Origin of the sequence: Pseudomonas indica NBRC 103045 (genome assembly GCF_002091635.1) — a bacterium.
Classification (GTDB): Bacteria; Pseudomonadota; Gammaproteobacteria; order Pseudomonadales; family Pseudomonadaceae; genus Pseudomonas_M; species Pseudomonas_M indica.
On record NZ_BDAC01000011.1, the window covers coordinates 122455 to 141850 of the forward strand.

The window sequence follows — 19396 nt, forward strand, 5'->3', positions numbered from 1 at the left end:
GATTGACCCAGAGCGTCAAGCTATAAAACCGCCTTCCCTCGCAGGCAGTTGAAGATTCATGACAAGCGATATTGCAGAGACAGCGCCCAGGCGGCAGAAGGTCCAGGCTGCGGAAGTCGGCACGGACATCCTCAAGGGGCTGGCGGAATTGGCGCCGGCCACCTCGCTGTCGCGGTTGGCGGAGCACGTCGGCATGCCGGCGAGCAAGGTACACCGCTACTTGCAGGCGCTGATCGCCAGCGGCTTCGCCGAGCAGGACCCAGCCACCAATCACTATGGCCTGGGCCAGGCGGCGCTGTTCGTCGGCCTGGCCGCGCTGGGCCGGCTGGATGTGGTGAAGGTGGCCACGCCCTGTCTGGCGGAGCTGCGCGACGAACTGAACGAGACCTGCTTCCTCGCCGTGTGGGGCAATCGCGGGCCGACGGTGGTGCATGTGGAGCAGGCGGTGCGGGCGATCACCCTGGTCACCCAGGTGGGTTCGGTGCTACCGCTGCTGGGGTCGTCCACCGGGCTGGTGTTCAACGCCTTTCTGCCCGATCTGGAAACCGCTCCCTTGCGCGAAAAGGAATTGAAGGCAGCGGGTGCGCCCTCGCCCACGACGCTGCAAGAGACCGTCGAGGCGATCCGCACGACGCATCTGCAATCGGTGCACGGTTTGCTGATGGCCGGGGTGAATGCGCTCTCGGCGCCGCTGTTCGCGGCGGGTGGGCGGTTGGTGGGGGTGATCACGGTGGTCGGTGCCGAGCCAGGGTTCAAGGCGGAACCGGATGGAGCGGCGGCGCGGCGGTTGTTGGAGGGCGCGCGGTTGATCAGTGCGCGGATGGGGGGAGAGGTTTTGTAGGGTCTGTTTGTGTTACGGGATACATTTTCTGTGACCTTCACTCCGCCCCCTCACCCCGCCCTCTCCCCAATGGGGCGAGGGGGCAGTATGTGCGGGCTCGCAGTTTTTGCGCTCGGCGACTCCGCTGGGCTTGCGACGCAGCTGTAGGAACGAATTCATTCGCCCAACGGCACCCTTTCCCGGGAATTTGACTCTGCCGTAACCCCTGCTATATCTCCTCCATCGCCGGATTGCGCAGAGGTGTCAGGGATGTTCTGCACTCAACAGGGATGTGGCAAAAGCTGGAACGCGGGCGAGCAATTTCCCCTCTGCATCACCAACCCGTGCCCCTTGCGGCAGTACCGCGACTCCCAGGTCCAGGCGCCGCGCTTCAATGCCAAGACGCAGATCGACGTGAAGTTCGGCGAGAAGAGCGCCGGCGTGGTCGCCTCCATCGACAAAATCCGCAGCGACATCACGCAACCCTTGCAGCCCTACGCCATGCAGGGCGAGGAAAAGGCGACCACCACCGTCACCCTGCCGAGCGGCCTGACGGAACGCTACAGCACCGACACCAATATGCATTCGGAAATGCGCGCGCTGCAGGCCATGCTGCAGCGCGGTTACTGGGTGCTGCGGTACGGCCGGGTTTTCCTCGCCAACGGCCAGTCGGTGCCCGCCACGCACTTCGTCACCGACCAGCCGCACTGCGGGTTCTGCACCATCGTCCTGGCGGCGCTGGGCCTGCCGTTGACCAGCCCGACCTCGGGCAACCACAAGTACGGCTGCAATGCGATCTACCCGCTCCCGCTGCAACTGCGCCGCGACGTGATGTTCATCATCCGCCTGATCAACCGCGGCAGCATGGAGTACACGGCACTGAAGCGGCTGCTCAACGTCTTCGTCAACGCGCCCGCCGCCAGTTGGCTGTTGCAGATCAACGATTTCCTGCTGGTGTCGGATACCGTCAGTTGCACCTTCGACAACCTGCCCAAGGGCTTCGACCCACGCGAGCACCGCATCCTGCACCTGAACGATTTCCTGGATAACGAGGAGAAGCTGAACCTGCTCTGGAAGTTCATCCTGATGAAGTTCTACGAGTCGAATAAGTCGACGAAGTGAAACGCCAACCCCAGGAAAACACGATGCTCACCCACCAATCCACCGTCGTCGCCACCCGCGCCTTGCTCACCGCCCAGGGAGGCAGCCCGGACGACTTCGGCACCACCTCGCCCCCGGTCAATTTCATCGCCCCCACTTTCACGATCCATTGTGTGCCAGTGAACGTGAATGCCTGGTCGGCCTCCGTCCAGCTCACCCAGCCCGCCCATGAGGGCGACAACCAGGCCTTCCACCTAGGGCCGGGGCTGCACTCGACGAATCTCATGTTCTGGAATGGCTCACTGACGAATTTCGTCGCCGGGCCGGGAAACCGGCGCATCTACGTCGAAGTGTCCCAGGCGATTGCCACCGACTCGCAGCATGCGGAGGAAGAACATTGCCGGGACATCCTTCGCGCCTATGACATTACCTTGCGGGCGGTGCAGAACGCCGTGCAGGCTGCCGTCACCGGCGGTCCCTACGTGGCCGCCAGCCAGGCCGGTGCGATCCAGGCGGCCAAGCAGGCGATCGTCAACGGGCTGCATCCGCGCCTCCAGGCAGTGTTCCAACAGGCCAGTCTGCCCAACGGCTACAACATGGCGCTGCTGGGTCAGGGTCTGGGTAGGCTCTATCTCGACATCTGCGACCTGAGCCAGGGGCGAGACGCACAGGGCTGGCATTACTTCGAGCCGGATCGGACAGGCGAGTCCTGGAGCGTCTGGTCCTGGACCGAATACGCGGGGGCAAAGGTGTTGCCGGGCTGGGCCCACCAGGGTGTCTTCGGCGAAGTGAAGGACATCCGCAAGCTGGTACGCGGCCCTCACTTTTCGGTGAATACCACGCCCAGCAACGCCATCATCGTGCTGTGATCAGACCTCCTCTCCTGCCGCCAGCCCCCCTTCGCTGAACGCCCGCATCGACTGTGCCTTCCGCCCAAACCCGTCGAATCGGTCAACAATCGTTTGCCCGATTCGCCTGGCTGGCCGATAGTCACCGTCCCACAAGGAGGACATCGGATGCTCGATAGACGCACGTTCACAGGGGTTTTGCTGGCCGGCTCCCTCGCTGGCCTCATGGGTATCAGGCCCGCCATGGCGGGAGACCGTGCAGGCACCGAAGCCTTCGAGCGGCGGTTGGCCCGGATCGAAGACGACATTGGCGGCCGCCTCGGGGTGGCGCTGCTGGACCTCGGCACCGGCCTGCGGGCCGGCTGGCGCCAGGACGAACGCTTCCCGATGTGCAGCACTTTCAAGTTCCTTGCCGCCGCGGCGATTCTCGCCCGCCAGGACCAGGGGCTGGACAGCCTGGAGCGCCGCGTGAAGTTCGCGGCAGCCGATCTCGTCGAGTATTCGCCGGCCACCGGTCCGCGCGCCGACGGCGAAGGTATGACCCTGGCCGAGCTGTGCGAAGCGGCCGTCACCCTGAGCGATAACACCGCCGGTAACCTGATGCTGAACAGCCTGGGCGGGCCGGAAGGGCTCACCGCCTTCGCCCGTAGCCTGGGCGACGACATCACTCGGCTCGACCGCTACGAGACTGCCCTGAACGAGGCCCTTCCCGGCGACCCACGCGACACCACCACGCCCGCCGCGATGCTCGCCGACATGCGCGAACTGCTGCTGGGCACAGCGTTGTCGCCGGCCTCCCGCGAGCGCCTGCTGGGTTGGCTGGTCGCCAACAAGACCGGCGACGCCCGACTCCGCGCTGGCCTGCCGAAGGACTGGCGCGTCGGCGACAAGACCGGCTCCGGCGATCGCGGCACCGCCAACGACATCGCCATTCTCTGGCCGCCCCGGCGCGAGCCGATGCTGGTGACGGTCTACCTCACCGGCAGCGACGCGGACATGAACCGGCGCAACGCAGCCATCGCCGAGGTTGGCAGGCTGGTGGCAGGGCTCTGATTTCGTCGGAAGGCAGGACTCACAGATCAGGTCGGATGCCTGAGCACGTACAACGCGCCCAGGTTATCCGCCTGCTTCAATCGACATTGGTTAACTACGGCTTGGCAGCGAACAGCCCGAATTCGCCGAGCGCTATGAAGGCGCCATCGCCATTGTTGGCTGTGATGTTGAGCCGGTAGTAGCGATAGGGGGCAGGACTTGCGACCTCGTAGTGCTTCATATCGTAGCGCCAGGTGAACGTCTGGTTGCTTTGCGTGTCGAGCGTCGCCCAGGTGACGCCATCGTTGGAGCCTTGGAATTGCCAGTCCTTCGGATCGCGCGGGGCCTTGTCGAAGGAACTGGCGACCGTATAGCGCTGGACGATTTCCGTGCGGCCGAGGTCATACTGCAGCCAGCCACTCGTGCCTCCGTAGAACCATTCTGTCAGCGAATTCTGGTCGAAGACGCTCCGGGCGTTAGTCGTGTTGTTCGCACTGTCGTTGGCAGTGCCGCCGGTAGCGACGTACACCAGCGGGCGAATCGGTGTGGCAGTGTCCTCGGGAGAGTCATCGCTGGTGCCGGCGGAGTTGGTCGCCGTGACGCGGTAGTAGTAGGTCGTGCCATTGGTCACCGACGTGTCCGTGTAGCTGCTGCCCTTGATGCCCGACGCGATGGTCGAGTACGAGCCGCCCCGGGAGGTGGAGCGCTTGACCGTATAACTGGTAGCCCCGAAGGACGACTGCCAGCGCAGCGGAACGGCGCCATCTCCCGGCGAGGCCAAAAGGGCGGCGGGCGCGGCGGGGGTGAAGATCGGCGCGCCACCGTCGCCGTCGGTGATGTGTACGTTGCTGAAGGTGGCACTATTCAGCGTTCCGTTATCGGCCGAGGAGACCACCAGGCCGACATAGATCGTATCGGGCACGGGGGCGTTGATGCGACCGACATTGGTGGCCGCCCAGTTGGTGCCATCCGGAGAAACGTAGCCGGTAATGATGTTGCCAATGCGCTCCAGCTTCACCCAGTACGATGGCAAGGATCGGGCGAGGACCTTGTTCCCGTAGTTGGTCCCACCATATACGGCGAGGTTCGGCATGTTCTGCTCGAGATTGCCCCCACCGGTGATGGCCATCCAGGCACGGGGAGCCCCCACATCGAGACTCGTGCGCATCATCACACCCGCTTTGGCGGATAGGCTGGAGGTTTGCACCGACTCGACCTTCGCAATGATGGCACTGTTGCCGGTGATGGCCTTGTAAGCGAAGTGACCACTGTCGCCTGCTTTCCAGATATCGAAGCCCCCTCCCTCCACGGTCCATTTGCCCAGGCCATCGTAGTAAGTGGCCTTGCCGGCCGGGGTGGCACCGCCGATATCGATGCCGCTGAATCCCGAGGTGATCGAAGCGGTCGAAGGGATCGGGAGCGCAGGTCCGGGCGCCGCCCTCGAGGTGTCGGAGTCCTTGAGGAACATGAAGCTGGAGCCGTCCGTCGGCATCCAGACGCGACGCTGAGAGATAAAGGGTGCCTGCAGGCCCTTGCGCAGGACGTAGGCGCCGTAGATCTGGTTGAGCACTATGTTCCCGCCGAAGCCCCCGCCCCAGCCGCGGTTGGTGTTGTCGGCCAGGTAATAGGCGTCGGTGGTGCCGAAAGGAAGGGCCGTCGTCGGCACCAGCTCGTTCACCCGGGCGAAGTATTCGCCCGCCGCCAGCAGGCGGTCGTCAAGATCGGAATAGATGTCGATGCCCTGCTTCCAGAGCGCCTCGGCGAGCATGACCAAGGACTTGAGTTGCCCATGGGCGTGCCCCTGGTCGCGCAGGTAGTCGCCGAGCATGCCGATGTCGTTGGAGCTGCGCAGACCGATATGGGCGAGCGTACGGGTCTGATACACGACCCGGTTCAGCGTTTCGATATCGTCGTTGTAGATCGCCAGCAAACCGAGGGAAACGAGGGCCAGTGCGCCCTTGTTGGCGGCCCCGAACTGGCTCTCGCCATAGGGGTTCGACGCGGGCATCAGGACTTCTTTGAAGTACTTCTTGACCACCGCCGTGTCGGCTTCGCTCCAGCCCGACCAGGTGCCGCGCAGGATATCGGCGCCACCCACCAACATGTAGGCGTAATCGCCCAAATCGAGCATCGACTCGCGACCCGCGAACTCGGTGTGGGTGGTGGCCCAGGCGAGCAGCACCTCACGGGCCTTGATCGCGTATTTGTCGTCCTGGGTGAAATACCACATCCGCGACAGATTCCAGATCGCCATCATGTCGACGCGCCACGGCCATAGGTTCTCGTCGGGGGCGCGGCTCACCTTCGCGAACGGGCCTGCCATGCCATAGGTGGCCTGGGCCCTGCCGTCCTTCGCCAACAGGTTATAGGCCGACTTCCAGGGCTCCCGGCCTTCTTCGATGTACGCCTTGAGGGTCTCGAGGTCCGAGAGGGTGAGTGGAGCGCCTGGATGCGTGAGAACGCGGACCTCGGGACGTTCTGGTTCCACGACAACGGGTGGCTCAGGCTCGCTTGGATCCGGGACAGCAGGGACCTCGGGGTCGCCTGGGTCCGTGACGTCAGGGACCGATGGGTCTTCGGGTTCCGTGACAATCGGAACCTCGGAGTTGGCTACCGTCCTGGTATTCCCCCCTCCTTTTTCCAGACAACCCACGAGTACGACTGAGCTCAACAAGAGCAGTACGGCAGCAGAGCTGATCCTATCGAGCATGTAGGATTTCCCATCAACAAGGCGGAAGGTTTATAGAGACGTGGCAATGACTGAGCGTCATCTGCCCGACCGTTCGGTCAGTCGGTGTTTGGTAACGGGTAACTACCGTTTTATCAATGCGACGTTCCAGACTTTGCGGACAGGATCATCACCATGGTGTGACTTACCGCCTGATTATGGTGATACGCACCACCGCTCTGCCGCTGGCGAGAGAAGGGATATGGGAAGGTTTGCTGGACAGCGGGTCGATGATTCCGATCATGCGTGGCAGATGGTTGAGGCCGTGAATCCTCTCAGAACGAACGGATCATCCGCCCCAATAACTCCATCGCCCGCTCGCTGCGGGCATCCCACGGATGCCCGTGGTTGAGCCGGGCGCAATTGCGAAAGCGCTGGGTCGCCGAAAAGATCGGTCCCGGTGCCAGGCTGATGCCCTGGGCCAGGGCCAGTTGCAGCAGTTGCAGCGAATCCACCTGCTCGGGGAATTCGAACCAGAGGAAATAGCCGCCGCTGGGCCGGGTCACCCGCGTGCTGGCCGGGAAGTGCCGGGCCGCCGAGGCGAGCATGGCGGCCTGCTGCATCTCCAGCGCGTGGCGCAGCTTGCGCAGGTGGCGGTCGTAGCCGCCGTGTTGCAGGTAGTCGGCGATGGCCGCCTGGGCCGGCACCGACGGGGAAATGGTGGTCATCAACTTGAGCCGGCTGATCTGCTCGGCGAAGCGCCCGCCAGCCACCCAGCCGATGCGGTAGCCGGGCGCCAGGCTCTTGGAGAAGGAGCCGCAGTGCATCACCAGCCCGTCGCGGTCGAAGCTCTTCACCGGCTTCGGCGGATCCTTGGTGAAGTACAGCTCGGCGTAGACGTCATCCTCGATCAGCGGCACCTGATGCTGCTGGAGCAAGGCGTACAGCGCCTGTTTCTTCTCCGTCCCCATGCTCGCCCCCAATGGGTTCTGCAGGCTGCTCATGAACCAGCAGGCCTTGATCGGCAGGCGCGCCAAGCTGTCGGTCAACACATCCAGGTCGATGCCCTCGCGCGGGTGGACGGGGATTTCCACCGCCTTCAGCTTCAGCCGCTCCAACACCTGCAGCGTCGCGTAGAACGCCGGCGACTCGATGGCCACCAGATCGCCCGGCGTGGTGACGACCTGCAGGCAAAGGTTGAGCGCCTCCATCGCCCCACTGGTGATCACCAGCTCCTCCATCGGCAGCATCACGCCGCTGACCATATAGCGCAGGGCGATCTGCCGGCGCAGGTCGGGGTTGCCGGCGGTCATCTCGGCAATCACCTCGCGCGCCGGCATGTCGCGCACGCTCTGTGCCATGGAGCGCGCCAGGCGGGCCATGGGAAACAGTTCCGGGCTGGGGAAGGCCGAGCCGAAAGGCACGGTCTCCGGGTCGCGCAGCGAGGCGAGCACGGAGAACACCAGCTCGCTGACGCCGACATCGGTGGTCTCCGCCGCCCGCGTGCCGATATCCGGCTCGTGCAACGGCCGCTTGGCGTGCTCGCGGACGAAGTAGCCGGAGCGCGCCCGCGCCTGGATCAGGCCACGGTCTTCCAGCAAGTAATAGGCCTGGAACACCGTGGACGGGCTGACCCCATAGGTGCGGCTGGCATGACGCACCGAGGGCACCCGCTCCCCCGGCGCGAGCACGCCGGTACGGATCAGCTCGGCGATTTCGTCGGCGAATTTCTCGTAGCGCTTCATCCTGTCCTGGCTCAGCGAGGGCGATGGGTCCGAGTCTAAGAACTTGTTTACGATCTCGCGAGCTAGAGCCATGCAAGGCCTCGGCGGCCCCATGAAAACAGGCCGGGCCGCGCAGGCGAGGAAGCGGCTGGGGTCGCATTCGACTTTACGAGTTGTAAATGAGCATTCCGACCGGGCTGGCGATCCAGCCTACGCGGCCCGACCTGCGCGGCCCGACCTGTTTTCAACGCAGCAGGGCCGACGCGCAGCAGACCGTAAACAGGTTCTAAAGGCGCCGGCAGCCACATGGCAGCCTCCCTCAACGAACGGGCGCGACGAAGGTGCTCTCAGTGCCCACCCGACTCGTCGGGTCCGCCAGGTCGACGACTTCGAAGCGCAGGGTCCGCGCCGTGACGCGGGCCGTTTCATCGACCAGCGCCACGCTCACCGGCAGGTCGAGGATTTCCCCCGGCTCCAGGCTCAGCCGGCGCTGGCCGTGGAGTTCGAACGGTCCGGCGGCGAGCGACACGGCGTACTGGCGAGTCTGCTGGGTCTTGTTGATCACCTTGAGCCTGTACGCGTTCTCGATCTGCCCGGCGGCATTCTCGCGGAACAACGTGCGGTCCTTGGTCACGTCCAGGGAAATCAGCGGACGCACCTGCAAGGCCCAGACGAACGCGCCGATCATCACCACCATCGCCACGGCGTACCCCACCAGGCGCGGGCGCAAGTAGCGAGTCCGGCCCCCTTGCAAGGCGCGCTCGGAGGTGTAGCGGATCAGCCCGCGGGCATAGCCCATCTTGTCCATCACGCTGTCGCAGGCATCGACACAGGCGCCGCAGCTGATGCAATCCAGTTGCAGGCCGTCGCGGATGTCGATGCCGGTCGGACAGACCTGGACGCAGACGGTGCAGTCGATGCAATCGCCCAGACCCTGGGCGCGCGGGTCGCTGCCGATCTTACGGGCGCCCCGGCTTTCGCCACGCGCCGCGTCATAGGAAACGATCAGGGTGTCGCGATCGAACATCACACTCTGGAAGCGCGAATACGGGCACATGTGCAGGCACACCTTCTCCCGCAGCCAACCGGCGTTCACGTAGGTGGCGGCAGTGAAAAAGAACACCCAGAAACCGGTGGCCGCATCGAGCTGGAGCGTGAACAGATCGCGGACCAACTCGCGCACCGGGGTGAAATAGCCGACGAAGGCCAGCGCCGTGACCAGGCTGACCGCCAGCCAGAGGGCATGCTTGGTGGTGCGGCGCAACAGCTTGCCGGCCGACCAGGGCGCGGCGTCGAGCTTGATGCGCTGGTGCCGGTCGCCCTCGGTGATCTTTTCCGCCCACATGAAAACCCAGGTCCAGGTGCTCTGCGGACAGGCATACCCACACCAGACCCGCCCGGCCAGCACCGTGATGAAGAACAGACCGAACGCGGCAATGATCAACAATGCCGAGAGCAGAATGAAATCCTGCGGCCAGAAGGTCGCACCGAAGATGTGGAACTGCTGCTTGCCCAGGTCCCAGAGCACCGCCTGGCGACCGTCCCAGTCCAGCCAGGCGGTACCGAAGAACAACAGGAACAGCAACCCACCGCCCACCAGGCGCCAGTTGCGAAAACGCCCGCTGAAACTGCGGGTATGAATGGGCCCACCGCTTTGTGCGGGCGTAAGGCGAATCGGCTTGCCGGCATCGACGGTCTCGATGATCCGGGCGGGAATACGTTGGGTCATGGCGACGCCCCGTCAGGCTATTTCAGGCGAGGTGATCATCGGGCGAGCGCTGTTTTCATAACAGACTCAGGTGAGGCGGGAAAATACGGATCAGATGGATGCATTGGCATTTGGATACGCCTGCTTTGCGGGTCCCGCCCTCCCCTCACGTCATCAAGAAATTTTGTCGTTGGGCGGTTACGTGGCACCTGTCCATGGGCCGCTCAATGAAGATGTTCCGCTTATGAATTTCGCCACTGGCGAGGTGTTGGACAGGCCTTACCCGCGCAGATCACAGGCTAGATCGGCTCTCGACTTCTATGACGATTACTCCATTGTCCCGCGAGTGTCTCCCAATGGTGACTTGATCCATGATCTTTTGGCAGGGGCGAGCAATGTCGGTAACATTCCCCTGAACCTGGGTGGTGCATTGATTGGGTCGTTTGCTGAGGTGATGCATTCGACTGGGGCGGATAAGCTGCTTGATCCTTTAATGGCGTTGCCTGGCTTTGGTGTAGGTGCAGGTGCGACTAGAGGGATATTGTCGGGCATAACTGCACTGGCTGCTGCGAGGGCTGAGGCTAGGTTTGCGGGGGTTTTGGTTCCAAACAATACGCATTTAGGCGCGAGGGGTGCATATAGTGGTCGTGAATTTGACCCTGACCTAGCGGGCGGACCTCTACGTGATCTCTACAATGACAAAATTAAGTTTACTGATCGCGGTATTGATGTAGTTGAAAAGCATACTGCTCGATTTGGTCCAGATGAAGCCAACCAGTATATGATTGACCGCTTGCGTAAAATCGCAAGCGGTGAAATTGAACCAACCCAGGTTGATCGTAATTTTTACTCTCATGAGCTGCGAGAGTATGTGCGCTATAGGCGTCTAGGTTGGGAGACCGGGCAGCCTGTTGACCTAATGCAGCAGCGAAATCTGTGGAATAACACGCATACAGCGACGCTTGAGGAGTATCGAATACCTGGACCAAATACAGATCCCTATCTGTATCATCCAGAAGCAATCAAGTTGATGGAGGGCTTCTAAAATGGAAACGAAGATACTCATATTGAAAATGATTGCAAAACATGATGGAAAGTGGACCTGGTATCAAATTGAAAGGGGTTTAAATGCCAAAGGATTGGGAGGTGTAGTGAATTCTACGGAAGTATTGCAAGCACTGATCGACGAAGGTTTTATAACAACGAAATCTGATCCTCGTTATCCATCACCCCTTTACAGCATTACGGAGTTGGGCAGAGCAATTTTGTTAAAGGAAGCTGAAGAGTAAGTTCGTGGACAAACCCTTGATAAGATTGCCTTATCGAGGGTTGTTCCAAACAACAATGTGAGGTTCAGCGGTGGTGCGAACCGTAACACAACACCATTAACAAGTGGTCAGCAGCAAGATGTCTTAGATTGTGCAAAAGTGCTTGGTACTGACGCTGACAATATTCGATTCCATAGCTACGACGCGCCGTCAAACTATAGTGATCTGTTGGATACTGTTTTCGTTGGACCCGATATCTATCCTGGAACTGGTGTGACATCTTCTGTCGTAGATCGATTTTCTATGAGGACTACCTTGGCCCATGAAGTAGTAGGCCATAGGTATTCAACGTTGGCGGGAAGAGATTTTGCTCCCGGGTCATATTTGGATGAGTTTCAAGCGAGCTATCGAGCAGCAAAATTGGCTCCAGATCTAACGAGTACCGAGCGATATCAACTATTGAAAGAACAGTGTAAGGCGTTTGCACTCTGAGAACATAACAGTTAAGCAGTTCAAGGCGTCAGATGACTTCACTAGTGGCCTGTGCGGTTAATTTGTTAACTCAAGTTCGGATGACTGAGGTTCTGAGGCAAGGCGCCGCGACGAGTCATAGCAGGGCTATGGCGAGGAGCGGCAACGCAGTATCAGGGCCTCAGGCGCCGAAATTGACTAACTGAATTAACCAAACAGGCCACTAGGTTCTGTACGTACTGCCGTAGACAGCGCAACATGCAAGCCAACGTGACCATCGCGGCAAAACTTCTTGCCAGCTTGTCGTAACGAGTGCCGATCCTGCGACTCTCCTTCAACCAGCCGAACATCCGCTCGATGATGTTGCGCTGCCGATATTTCGGTCGATCGAACAGTCTTGGCAGCCCCGGTTTGGGCTTGCACTTCATGGTTCGCAGCGGAATCACAGGCTGCATCCGGTAACGGTCGCAGTACTGGCGCAAGTGCTCGGCATCGTAGCCCTTGTCTGCCAGCAACCAGCGGCAGCGCTTGCGAGGCCGGCCTTGCTTGCCGGGGATGCGCACCTGATCCAACAGTGCCTGAGCATTCGATATATCGCTGGCCTGACCCGGCGACAGCAAAAAGCGCAGAGGCACGCCGTTGGCATCGCAAACCATATGGATCTTGGTGGTCAGGCCACCTCTGCTGCGTCCCAAGGCATGATCTAACGGCTCTTCTGGCCCCCCTTTTTCCCGGCGCCAGAAGAGGCTCGGGTTGCTCGCACCGCTGTGGAATCAATCATCCAAGTATCCAGATCGATCAACCCCTCCTGATTCAGGCGAACGTGCAGACGCTCAAGAACCTGGTCGAACGTGCCGTCATCCCGCCAGTCACGAAACCGCTGATACACCGTCGACCATGGGCCGAACCGTTCGGGCAGGTCGCGCCAAGCTGCTCCTGAGCACAGAAGCCAGAAGATGCCATTGAGCATCAGTCGGTCATCACTGCGGGGTCGCCCCATTTTCTGTTCGGGGGAAACCAGATCAACGATCAGCTCCCAAGCTGCATCCGGGAGTTCGTAACGCTTTGCCATGCGGGCCTCCAGCCTGTCATGGCGCCGATTCTACCCGCTTAGACTTTTCGTACAGAACCTAATACGGCATATGTCCAAGAATTGCAGGCGGAGCTTAGCGTTCGTTTGCCGGAAGACTTTGCTAAATCGCTTGAATTTTTCGACGGTAGCGGGTTTGCAGTACTTTTCTTTGCATGCAATAGCGGAACGGCCCGCCACTAACGTTTTGAATGAAACAAAAAGGCTTCGACGTGTAATCGGGTTGCCAAGCCAATTCTTGTGCTTGGAGAGCCGCCGGAAAGCTTGATAGTCATGGACTGCGATAAAGGCGGGCAGGTTTTGTGGTGCAATGCTATAGATGTGCCTCGGATTGGAAAAGAGAATTTGAGCCGAGAGCCGCAGGCATGGGACTCCTTCGGAGAGTTCTTCGCGTATTTTCTTGAAGAGGAAGAAGGTGATCGCGAGTAGTTTCAAACACTTCAGGCGCCATCGGTCGCATGGCCGAATTGGGGTTGGAGATTAAAAATTAGAGAATGTTCATGTGAATATCGAAATCTGTAAGGCTTAATTTGTCCTCCTTCACCCCCTATGCAACGCCCGATAATGCGCTGGCGCCATGCCCACGACTTTTCTGAACAGCCGGGAAAAGTAGTAGACGTCCTCGTATCCCAGTTGCTCGGCCACCTGGCGGATGCTCTGGGCGCCTTCGTCGAGGAGGCGGCAGGCGTGGGCCATTTTGAGTTGGATGAAGTCCTGGATCGGTGCGTGGCCGGTCAGGGCGCGGTAGGTCTTGGCGAAGTGGAAGCGTGACAGTTTGAACTGCGCGGCGAGTTGGTCGAGGTTGAGGGTGCCGTGCAGGTGGGCGCGCATTACCGTGTGGACCGCGTCCACGTCGAGGACGCGGCCTGACTTGAGCTGGGCCCGCGCCGGCAGGACCGCGAGCGATGCCAGCAGGGATTGGAGCTGGTGGGCGGCGTGGATGAAGTGCGGCAGCGACAGGCCCTGGCGGCGCACGCCGAGCAGGGCGTCGAACTCGGCCAGCAGGCGCGGTTGTACGCCGATGCGCAACACCGGCCCCTTGCCCAGCGGCCGCAGGAAGGCTTCCGCCAGTTCGCCTTCGAAGTGCACCCAGTAGAGTGTCCAGGGTCGCGCGGCATCGGCGCCGTAGGCATGCGCCACGCCCTTCGGCAGCAGCAGCAGATCGCCACCACCCACCTCGAATCGTCCATCCCCGCTTTCCAGCCAGCCCTGTCCGGCACGGCAGTAGATCAGCAGGTGGTCGTCCGGCTGGGTGCGCTCCATACGATGCCCGGAAGCCTCCGGGTAGAACCCGAGGGCCAGCGGGTAGCAACCCGCCGCCAGCGGATGGCGCGCCAGCAGGCGACGCAGGCGGGGCGGTGTGATGAAGCGAACGCCATTGGCCGGCAACGGCCAGTTGGAGGTTTCGACGCTGCGGCTCATATCGTTCTTGTCCTTGTCGCGTTCGAAGCGGAGCCTGCCCGAGGCGGTTCCGGGCAATTCAATCCCAAGATCGTCCATCCATAGACCAATATCGTCAATCCACAGGGGCTCCGACTGCGGCTATAAAGGCTGAAAAAAACCATCCCGACGGAGGATGCGATGGCCAAGACGATTCCCCAGTTGATCGATGGCGAGTGGCGCGAGAGCCGTTCGCGTGAGCTGATCGAAGTGACCGACCCGGCGACCCAGCGCGTGCTGGCCCTCGCCCCGAAGGCCACCCATGAAGAGATCGAGGCGGCCATCGCCAGTGCCAAGGCGGCCTTCCTCACGTGGCGCGAAGTGCCGGTGCCGGAGCGGGCGCGGCTCATGCTGCGCTACCAGCATCTGCTCAAGGAGCATCACGACGAGCTGGCGGAAATCCTCGCCGAGGAGACCGGCAAGACCTTCGCCGATGCCAAGGGCGATGTCTGGCGCGGCATCGAAGTGGCCGAGCACGCAGCCAACATCGCCAGCCTGATGATGGGCGAGACGGTGGAGAACGTCGCCCGCGAGATCGACACCGCCAGTTGGATGCAGCCGCTGGGCGTATGCGCCGGCATCACCCCGTTCAACTTCCCGGCGATGATTCCGCTGTGGATGTTTCCGTTGGCCATCGCCTGCGGCAACACCTTCGTCCTCAAGCCCTCCGAGCAGGACCCGCTGACACCCAACCGCCTCGCCGAGCTGTTCCTCGAAGCCGGCGCACCCAAGGGTGTGCTGCAGGTGATCCACGGCGGTCGCGAGCAGGTCGACGCCCTCCTCACTCATCCTGATATCCGCGCCATTTCCTTCGTCGGCTCGGTGCCGGTCGGCCAGCACGTCTACCGCACCGGCACTGCGCATCTGAAGCGCGTGCAAGCGTTCGCCGGGGCGAAGAACCACATGGTGATCCTCCCGGATGCGCACAAGGACCAGGTGATCAGCAACCTGATCGGCGCCAGTTGCGGTGCCGCCGGCCAGCGCTGCATGGCGATCAGCACGGCGGTGTTCGTCGGCGCGGCGCGCGAGTGGATTCCGGAGCTGGCCGCGCAGATGGCCGAGCTGCGTCCCGGCCACTGGAAAGACGCCCACGCCGCCTATGGCCCGCTGATCAGCCAGCAGGCCAAGCAGCGCGTGCAGCGGCTGATCGCCGAAGGCAAGGCGGAAGGCGCCGAGTGCCTGGTGGACGGCTCGCAATGCACGGTGGAAGGCTTCCCCGACGGCAACTGGCTCGGCCCGACCCTGTTCCGCGGCGTGACGCCGAAGATGAGCATCTACCGCGAGGAAATCTTCGGCCCGGTGCTGATCTGCCTGGAAGTGGACACGCTCGAAGACGCCATCGAGCTGATCAATGCCAACCCCTATGGCAACGGCACCTCGATCTTCACCCGCTCAGGCGGTGCGGCGCGGCACTTCCAGCATGCCGTGGAGGTAGGCCAGGTGGGCATCAATGTACCGATCCCGGTGCCCCTGCCGTTCTTCTCCTTCACCGGTTGGCGCGGCTCGTTCTATGGCGACCTGCACGCCTACGGCAAGCAGGCGGTGCGCTTCTTCACCGAGACCAAGACCGTGACCAGCCGCTGGTTCGACGACGAGCCGGTGGTGGCCGGGCCGAACATGACCATTCATTTGAAGTGAGCAGGCGATGCGCCACCGGATGTCATGCCATTTTCCGCAGACGGACATGATTCCCACACCGTCCGAATGGGCTTTATGCGGCATCCGGGTACGCTCGTGCGTTTTTCACAACGACAAGTTGCAATGGGTCGCAGCACCATCACAAATGAGATGCAGTGAACAGCGAATACGGCGTACAAATTCTCCTCGATTGAACAACAACAACAGGGAGAATTTCCATGAAGACAAAAACCCTTGCCGCATTGATCTGTTGGGCAGGGCTGAGCGCCAGCGCGCAGGCCGCCGAACCCATTACTCTCGGGCTCAGCTACCCCCGCACTGGAACCTACAAGGAAGAAGGATTGGCACAGATGCGTGGCGCCTTGCTTGCCATCGATGAACTGAACGCCGAAGGTGGCGTGCTCGGCCGGCCGCTGCGGATCTCCAGCCGGGACGACGCTTCGCGCCCGACCAAGGCCGTACGCAATGTCGACAAGCTCGCCGACGAAGGCGCGGCGATGCTGTTCGGCGGTTCCTCCAGCGCCGTGGCCATCGCCGCCAGCAAGCGTGCCAAGGAACGCGGGCTGATCTACTTCGGCACCCTCACCTATTCCAACGACACCACCGGCAAGGATGGTCATCGCTACATGTTCCGCGAGTGCAACAACGCCTGGATGAGCGCCCGCGTTCTCGGCGACTACCTGCACAAGACCATCCCGAACAAGCGCTACTTCTACATCACCTCGAACTACACCTGGGGCCTGACCACCGAGGAATCCCTGCGCAAGACTACCGACAGCACCGACGAAGCCCGCCATCCCAGCGTCAAGGTGCCCTTCCCCGGCGCACGCCTGTCCGACTACCAGGACGCGCTGACCCAGGCGGCCGAAAGCGATGCCGAGGTGCTCGCCCTGGTGCTGTTCGGCGACGAGATGGTCCGCGCCATGCGCATCGCCCATGAACTGGGCCTGACCAAGCGCATGCAGATCGTGGTGCCCAACCTCACCCAGAGCATGGTGGAAGACGCCGGCCCCGGCCTGATGGAAGGCGTGGTCGGTACCGAACCCTGGACCTGGCGCGTACCCGAGCTGGAAAAATCCGAAGCCGGCATGGCCTTCGTGAAGAACTTCAGCGAACGCTACCAGATGTACCCATCCAGCTCGGCAGCCTCCGCCTACAGCATCGTCCGCCAGTGGGCCGACGCGGCAGAGCGCGCCCGCAGCCTGAACAGCGAGGCCATCATCCAGGCGTTGGAAGGCTATCGCTACAGCCTCCTGAAGGATCAGCAGGAATGGCGTGCCTTCGATCACCAGAACGTGCAGACCGTCTACGCCGTGAAGGTCAAGCCGCGGGAAGAGGTGATGCAGGATCAGTTCAAGCAGGACTACTTCGAGATCGTCAACCGCATGAGCGGCGACCGAGCCGCCCCCACCCTCACCGAGTGGCAGGCCGAGCGGAAAGCCGCCGGACAGCCCATCACCTTGCAATAAGAGCCTATGGAATTCGAACTCAGCGATGAACAACGTCTCCTGGTCGACAGCGCACGTGCCTTCGCTACCCGCGAACTGGCGCCGCATGCCGCCGACTGGGACCGCGAGCACCACTTTCCGACGGAAGTGATCCGCCGCGCCGCCGAACAGGGCTACCTGGCCCTGTACATCGGCGAAGACGACGGCGGACTGGGCCTGTCCCGGCTGTCCGCCTCGCTGATCTTCGAACAACTCGCCGCCGGCTGCGTGGCCACCACGGCGTACATGACCATCCACACCATGGCGACCTGGATGCTCGCCAGCTTCGCCGACCAGGCGTTGAAGGACGCCTGGCTGCCGGGGCTGGTCAGCGGCGAGCTGCTCGCTTCCTATTGCCTGACCGAGCCGGATGCCGGGTCCGATGCCGCCCACCTGCGCACCCGTGCCCGCCGCGACGGCGAGCACTATGTGCTGGACGGCAGCAAGTGCTTCATCTCCGGCGCCGGCGCCACCGACGTGCTGATCGTCATGGCGCGCACCGGCGAAGACGGCGCCAAGGGCATCTCCTGCTTCCTGGTCCCGGCGGATGCCGAAGGTGTCCGCTATGGCCGCAACGAATTGAAGATGGGCTGGTGCGCCCAGCCGACCCGCACCATCACCTTCGAAAACGTCCGCATTCCCGCCGGCAACCGCATCGGTCCGGAAGGCCAGGGCTTCGTCTATGCCATGAAGGGGCTCGACGGCGGACGCATCAACATCGCCAGTTGCTCGCTGGGCGCGGCCCAGGGCGCACTGGAGCAGTCGCTGCGCTATGTCGAGGAGCGCCGCCAGTTCGGCAAGCCGTTGGCGGAATTCCAGTCGCTGCAATTCAAGCTGGCGGACATGCTCACCGACCTCACCGCCAGCCGGCAGATGGTCCGATTGGCCGCGCACAAGCTGGACAACCGCCACCCGGAAGCCAGCCTCTACTGCGCCATGGCCAAGCGCTTCGCCACCGATCACTGTTTCGAACTCTGCAACCAGGCCCTGCAACTTCACGGCGGCTATGGTTATCTCAACGATTACCCGCTCGAGCGCTGGGTCCGCGATGCCCGCGTGCACCAGATTCTCGAGGGGACCAACGAGATCATGCGGGTCATCGTCGCGCGCCGCCTGCTCGACCAAGGCGGCATGCTCGATCGCCTGCTGTAGCAGTTGCCATCCCGGTGCCTGGCGCCCGGGTCGGCCGTTCGGCCTTACCGGAGCAGCTCCGAGCTGCCCTCCGATCTACGTTAGGAAGAGATCTATGAGCACCGCAGTAGAACCCTACAACCCCGGTCTGTTCGACCTGACCCACAAGCTGACGGTGGAGAAGCACGGCCACACCGCGCTGATCACCATCAACCACCCGCCGGCCAACACCTGGGACCGCGACTCGCTGATCGGCCTCCGGCAGCTCGTCCAGCATCTCAACCGCGACGACGACATCTACGCCCTGGTGATCACTGGCCAGGGCCAGAAATTCTTCAGCGCGGGCGCCGACCTCAATCTGTTCGCCGACGGCGACAAGGCCCGCGCCCGGGAAATGGCCCGGCGCTTCGGCGAGGCCTTCGAGGCACTGCGCGATTTCCGTGGCGTGTCCATCGCCGCGATCAACGGCTACGCCATGGGCGGCGGCCTGGAGTGCGCCCTGGCCTGCGATATCCGCATCGCCGAGCGTCAGGCCCAGTTGGCCCTGCCGGAAGCGGCGGTGGGCCTGTTGCCCTGCGCGGGCGGGACCCAGGTGCTGCCCTGGCTGGTCGGCGAGGGCTGGGCCAAGCGCATGATCCTCTGCGGCGAGCGCATCGACGCGGAGACCGCGCTACGCATCGGCCTGGTCGAGCAGGTGGTGGACAGCGGCGAGGCCCGCGGTCATGCGCTGCTGCTGGCGGCCAAGGTGGCACGGCAGAGCCCGGTGGCGGTGCGCACCATCAAGCCACTGATCCAGGGCGCCCGCGAGCGCGGCCCGAACACCTGGCTGCCGGAAGAGCGCGAGCGCTTCGTCGACCTGTTCGATGCCGACGACACCCGCGAAGGCGTCAACGCCTTCCTGGAGAAACGCGACCCGCAATGGCGCAATCGCTAGCGGTTGCGCCGCCAATCGAGGCCAAACGCCACAGGA

At 62.4% G+C, this 19396-nt stretch carries 15 protein-coding genes; 10 read left to right on the forward strand and 5 right to left on the reverse strand.

The features are described 5' to 3' along the window. Positions 1–58 precede the first annotated feature (58 nt). From PIN01S_RS14675 to bla, 4 genes are all read left to right on the forward strand, one after another. The gene (locus tag PIN01S_RS14675; RefSeq protein ID WP_084336429.1) at positions 59–841 is read left to right on the forward strand and encodes an IclR family transcriptional regulator; all 783 of its coding nucleotides are present in this window, start codon (positions 59–61) and stop codon (positions 839–841) included. 249 nt (positions 842–1090) lie between these two features. Then, complete coding sequence (locus tag PIN01S_RS14680; RefSeq protein ID WP_084336430.1) at positions 1091–1942, forward strand: hypothetical protein; 852 nt, start codon at positions 1091–1093, stop codon at positions 1940–1942. Between the two features lie 23 nt (positions 1943–1965). Next, complete coding sequence (locus PIN01S_RS14685) at positions 1966–2790, forward strand: hypothetical protein (RefSeq protein ID WP_084336431.1); 825 nt, start codon at positions 1966–1968, stop codon at positions 2788–2790. Positions 2791–2937: 147 nt separating this feature from the next. Then, the gene (bla, locus tag PIN01S_RS14690; RefSeq protein WP_084336432.1) at positions 2938–3822 is read left to right on the forward strand and encodes a class A beta-lactamase; all 885 of its coding nucleotides are present in this window, start codon (positions 2938–2940) and stop codon (positions 3820–3822) included. Positions 3823–3916: 94 nt separating this feature from the next. On the opposite strand, the gene PIN01S_RS14695 is transcribed toward bla, so the two are convergent. The 3 genes from PIN01S_RS14695 to ccoG form a co-directional block, all read right to left on the reverse strand. Next, on the reverse strand, positions 3917–6289 hold the full coding sequence (locus tag PIN01S_RS14695) for a discoidin domain-containing protein (protein WP_212633092.1): 2373 nt from the start codon (positions 6287–6289) through the stop codon (positions 3917–3919). A gap of 515 nt (positions 6290–6804) precedes the next feature. Further along, the gene (gene mapR, locus PIN01S_RS14700; protein ID WP_084336434.1) at positions 6805–8214 is read right to left on the reverse strand and encodes a GntR family transcriptional regulator MpaR; all 1410 of its coding nucleotides are present in this window, start codon (positions 8212–8214) and stop codon (positions 6805–6807) included. Positions 8215–8512: 298 nt separating this feature from the next. Further along, positions 8513–9922: a cytochrome c oxidase accessory protein CcoG gene (ccoG, locus tag PIN01S_RS14705; RefSeq protein WP_084336435.1), complete on the reverse strand. Its 1410-nt coding sequence runs from the start codon at positions 9920–9922 to the stop codon at positions 8513–8515. A 94-nt stretch (positions 9923–10016) separates the two neighbouring features. Here ccoG and PIN01S_RS26935 point away from each other — a divergent pair, with 94 nt between their 5' ends. Then, positions 10017–10946, forward strand: coding sequence for a hypothetical protein (locus PIN01S_RS26935; protein WP_212633093.1), 930 nt, complete (start codon positions 10017–10019; stop codon positions 10944–10946). Between the two features lies 1 nt (position 10947). Further along, the gene (locus PIN01S_RS26405) at positions 10948–11190 is read left to right on the forward strand and encodes a hypothetical protein (protein ID WP_139198594.1); all 243 of its coding nucleotides are present in this window, start codon (positions 10948–10950) and stop codon (positions 11188–11190) included. Between the two features lie 623 nt (positions 11191–11813). Here PIN01S_RS26405 and PIN01S_RS14715 read toward each other — a convergent pair. Then, positions 11814–12712, reverse strand: a protein-coding gene (locus tag PIN01S_RS14715; protein ID WP_244901451.1) for an IS5 family transposase whose coding sequence is annotated in 2 segments (ribosomal slippage) — positions 11814–12370 and positions 12370–12712 — 900 coding nt in all. Because the reading frame shifts where the segments join, the coding sequence is not laid out codon by codon here. A 558-nt stretch (positions 12713–13270) separates the two neighbouring features. Continuing rightward, complete coding sequence (locus PIN01S_RS14720) at positions 13271–14152, reverse strand: AraC family transcriptional regulator (protein WP_084336485.1); 882 nt, start codon at positions 14150–14152, stop codon at positions 13271–13273. Positions 14153–14311: 159 nt separating this feature from the next. Between PIN01S_RS14720 and PIN01S_RS14725 the strand changes: the two genes are divergently transcribed. The 4 genes from PIN01S_RS14725 (at position 14312) to PIN01S_RS14740 (ending at position 19360) form a co-directional block, all read left to right on the forward strand. Next, positions 14312–15808, forward strand: coding sequence for a CoA-acylating methylmalonate-semialdehyde dehydrogenase (locus PIN01S_RS14725; RefSeq protein WP_084336436.1), 1497 nt, complete (start codon positions 14312–14314; stop codon positions 15806–15808). A 218-nt stretch (positions 15809–16026) separates the two neighbouring features. Continuing rightward, entirely contained in the window at positions 16027–17277 is a 1251-nt protein-coding gene (locus PIN01S_RS14730) for an ABC transporter substrate-binding protein (RefSeq protein ID WP_084336437.1), read from the forward strand. A 6-nt stretch (positions 17278–17283) separates the two neighbouring features. Further along, complete coding sequence (locus tag PIN01S_RS14735) at positions 17284–18447, forward strand: isobutyryl-CoA dehydrogenase (protein ID WP_084336438.1); 1164 nt, start codon at positions 17284–17286, stop codon at positions 18445–18447. Positions 18448–18541: 94 nt separating this feature from the next. Beyond that, positions 18542–19360, forward strand: a complete 819-nt coding sequence (locus tag PIN01S_RS14740) for an enoyl-CoA hydratase (RefSeq protein ID WP_084336439.1) — start codon at positions 18542–18544, stop codon at positions 19358–19360. Positions 19361–19396 lie beyond the last annotated feature (36 nt).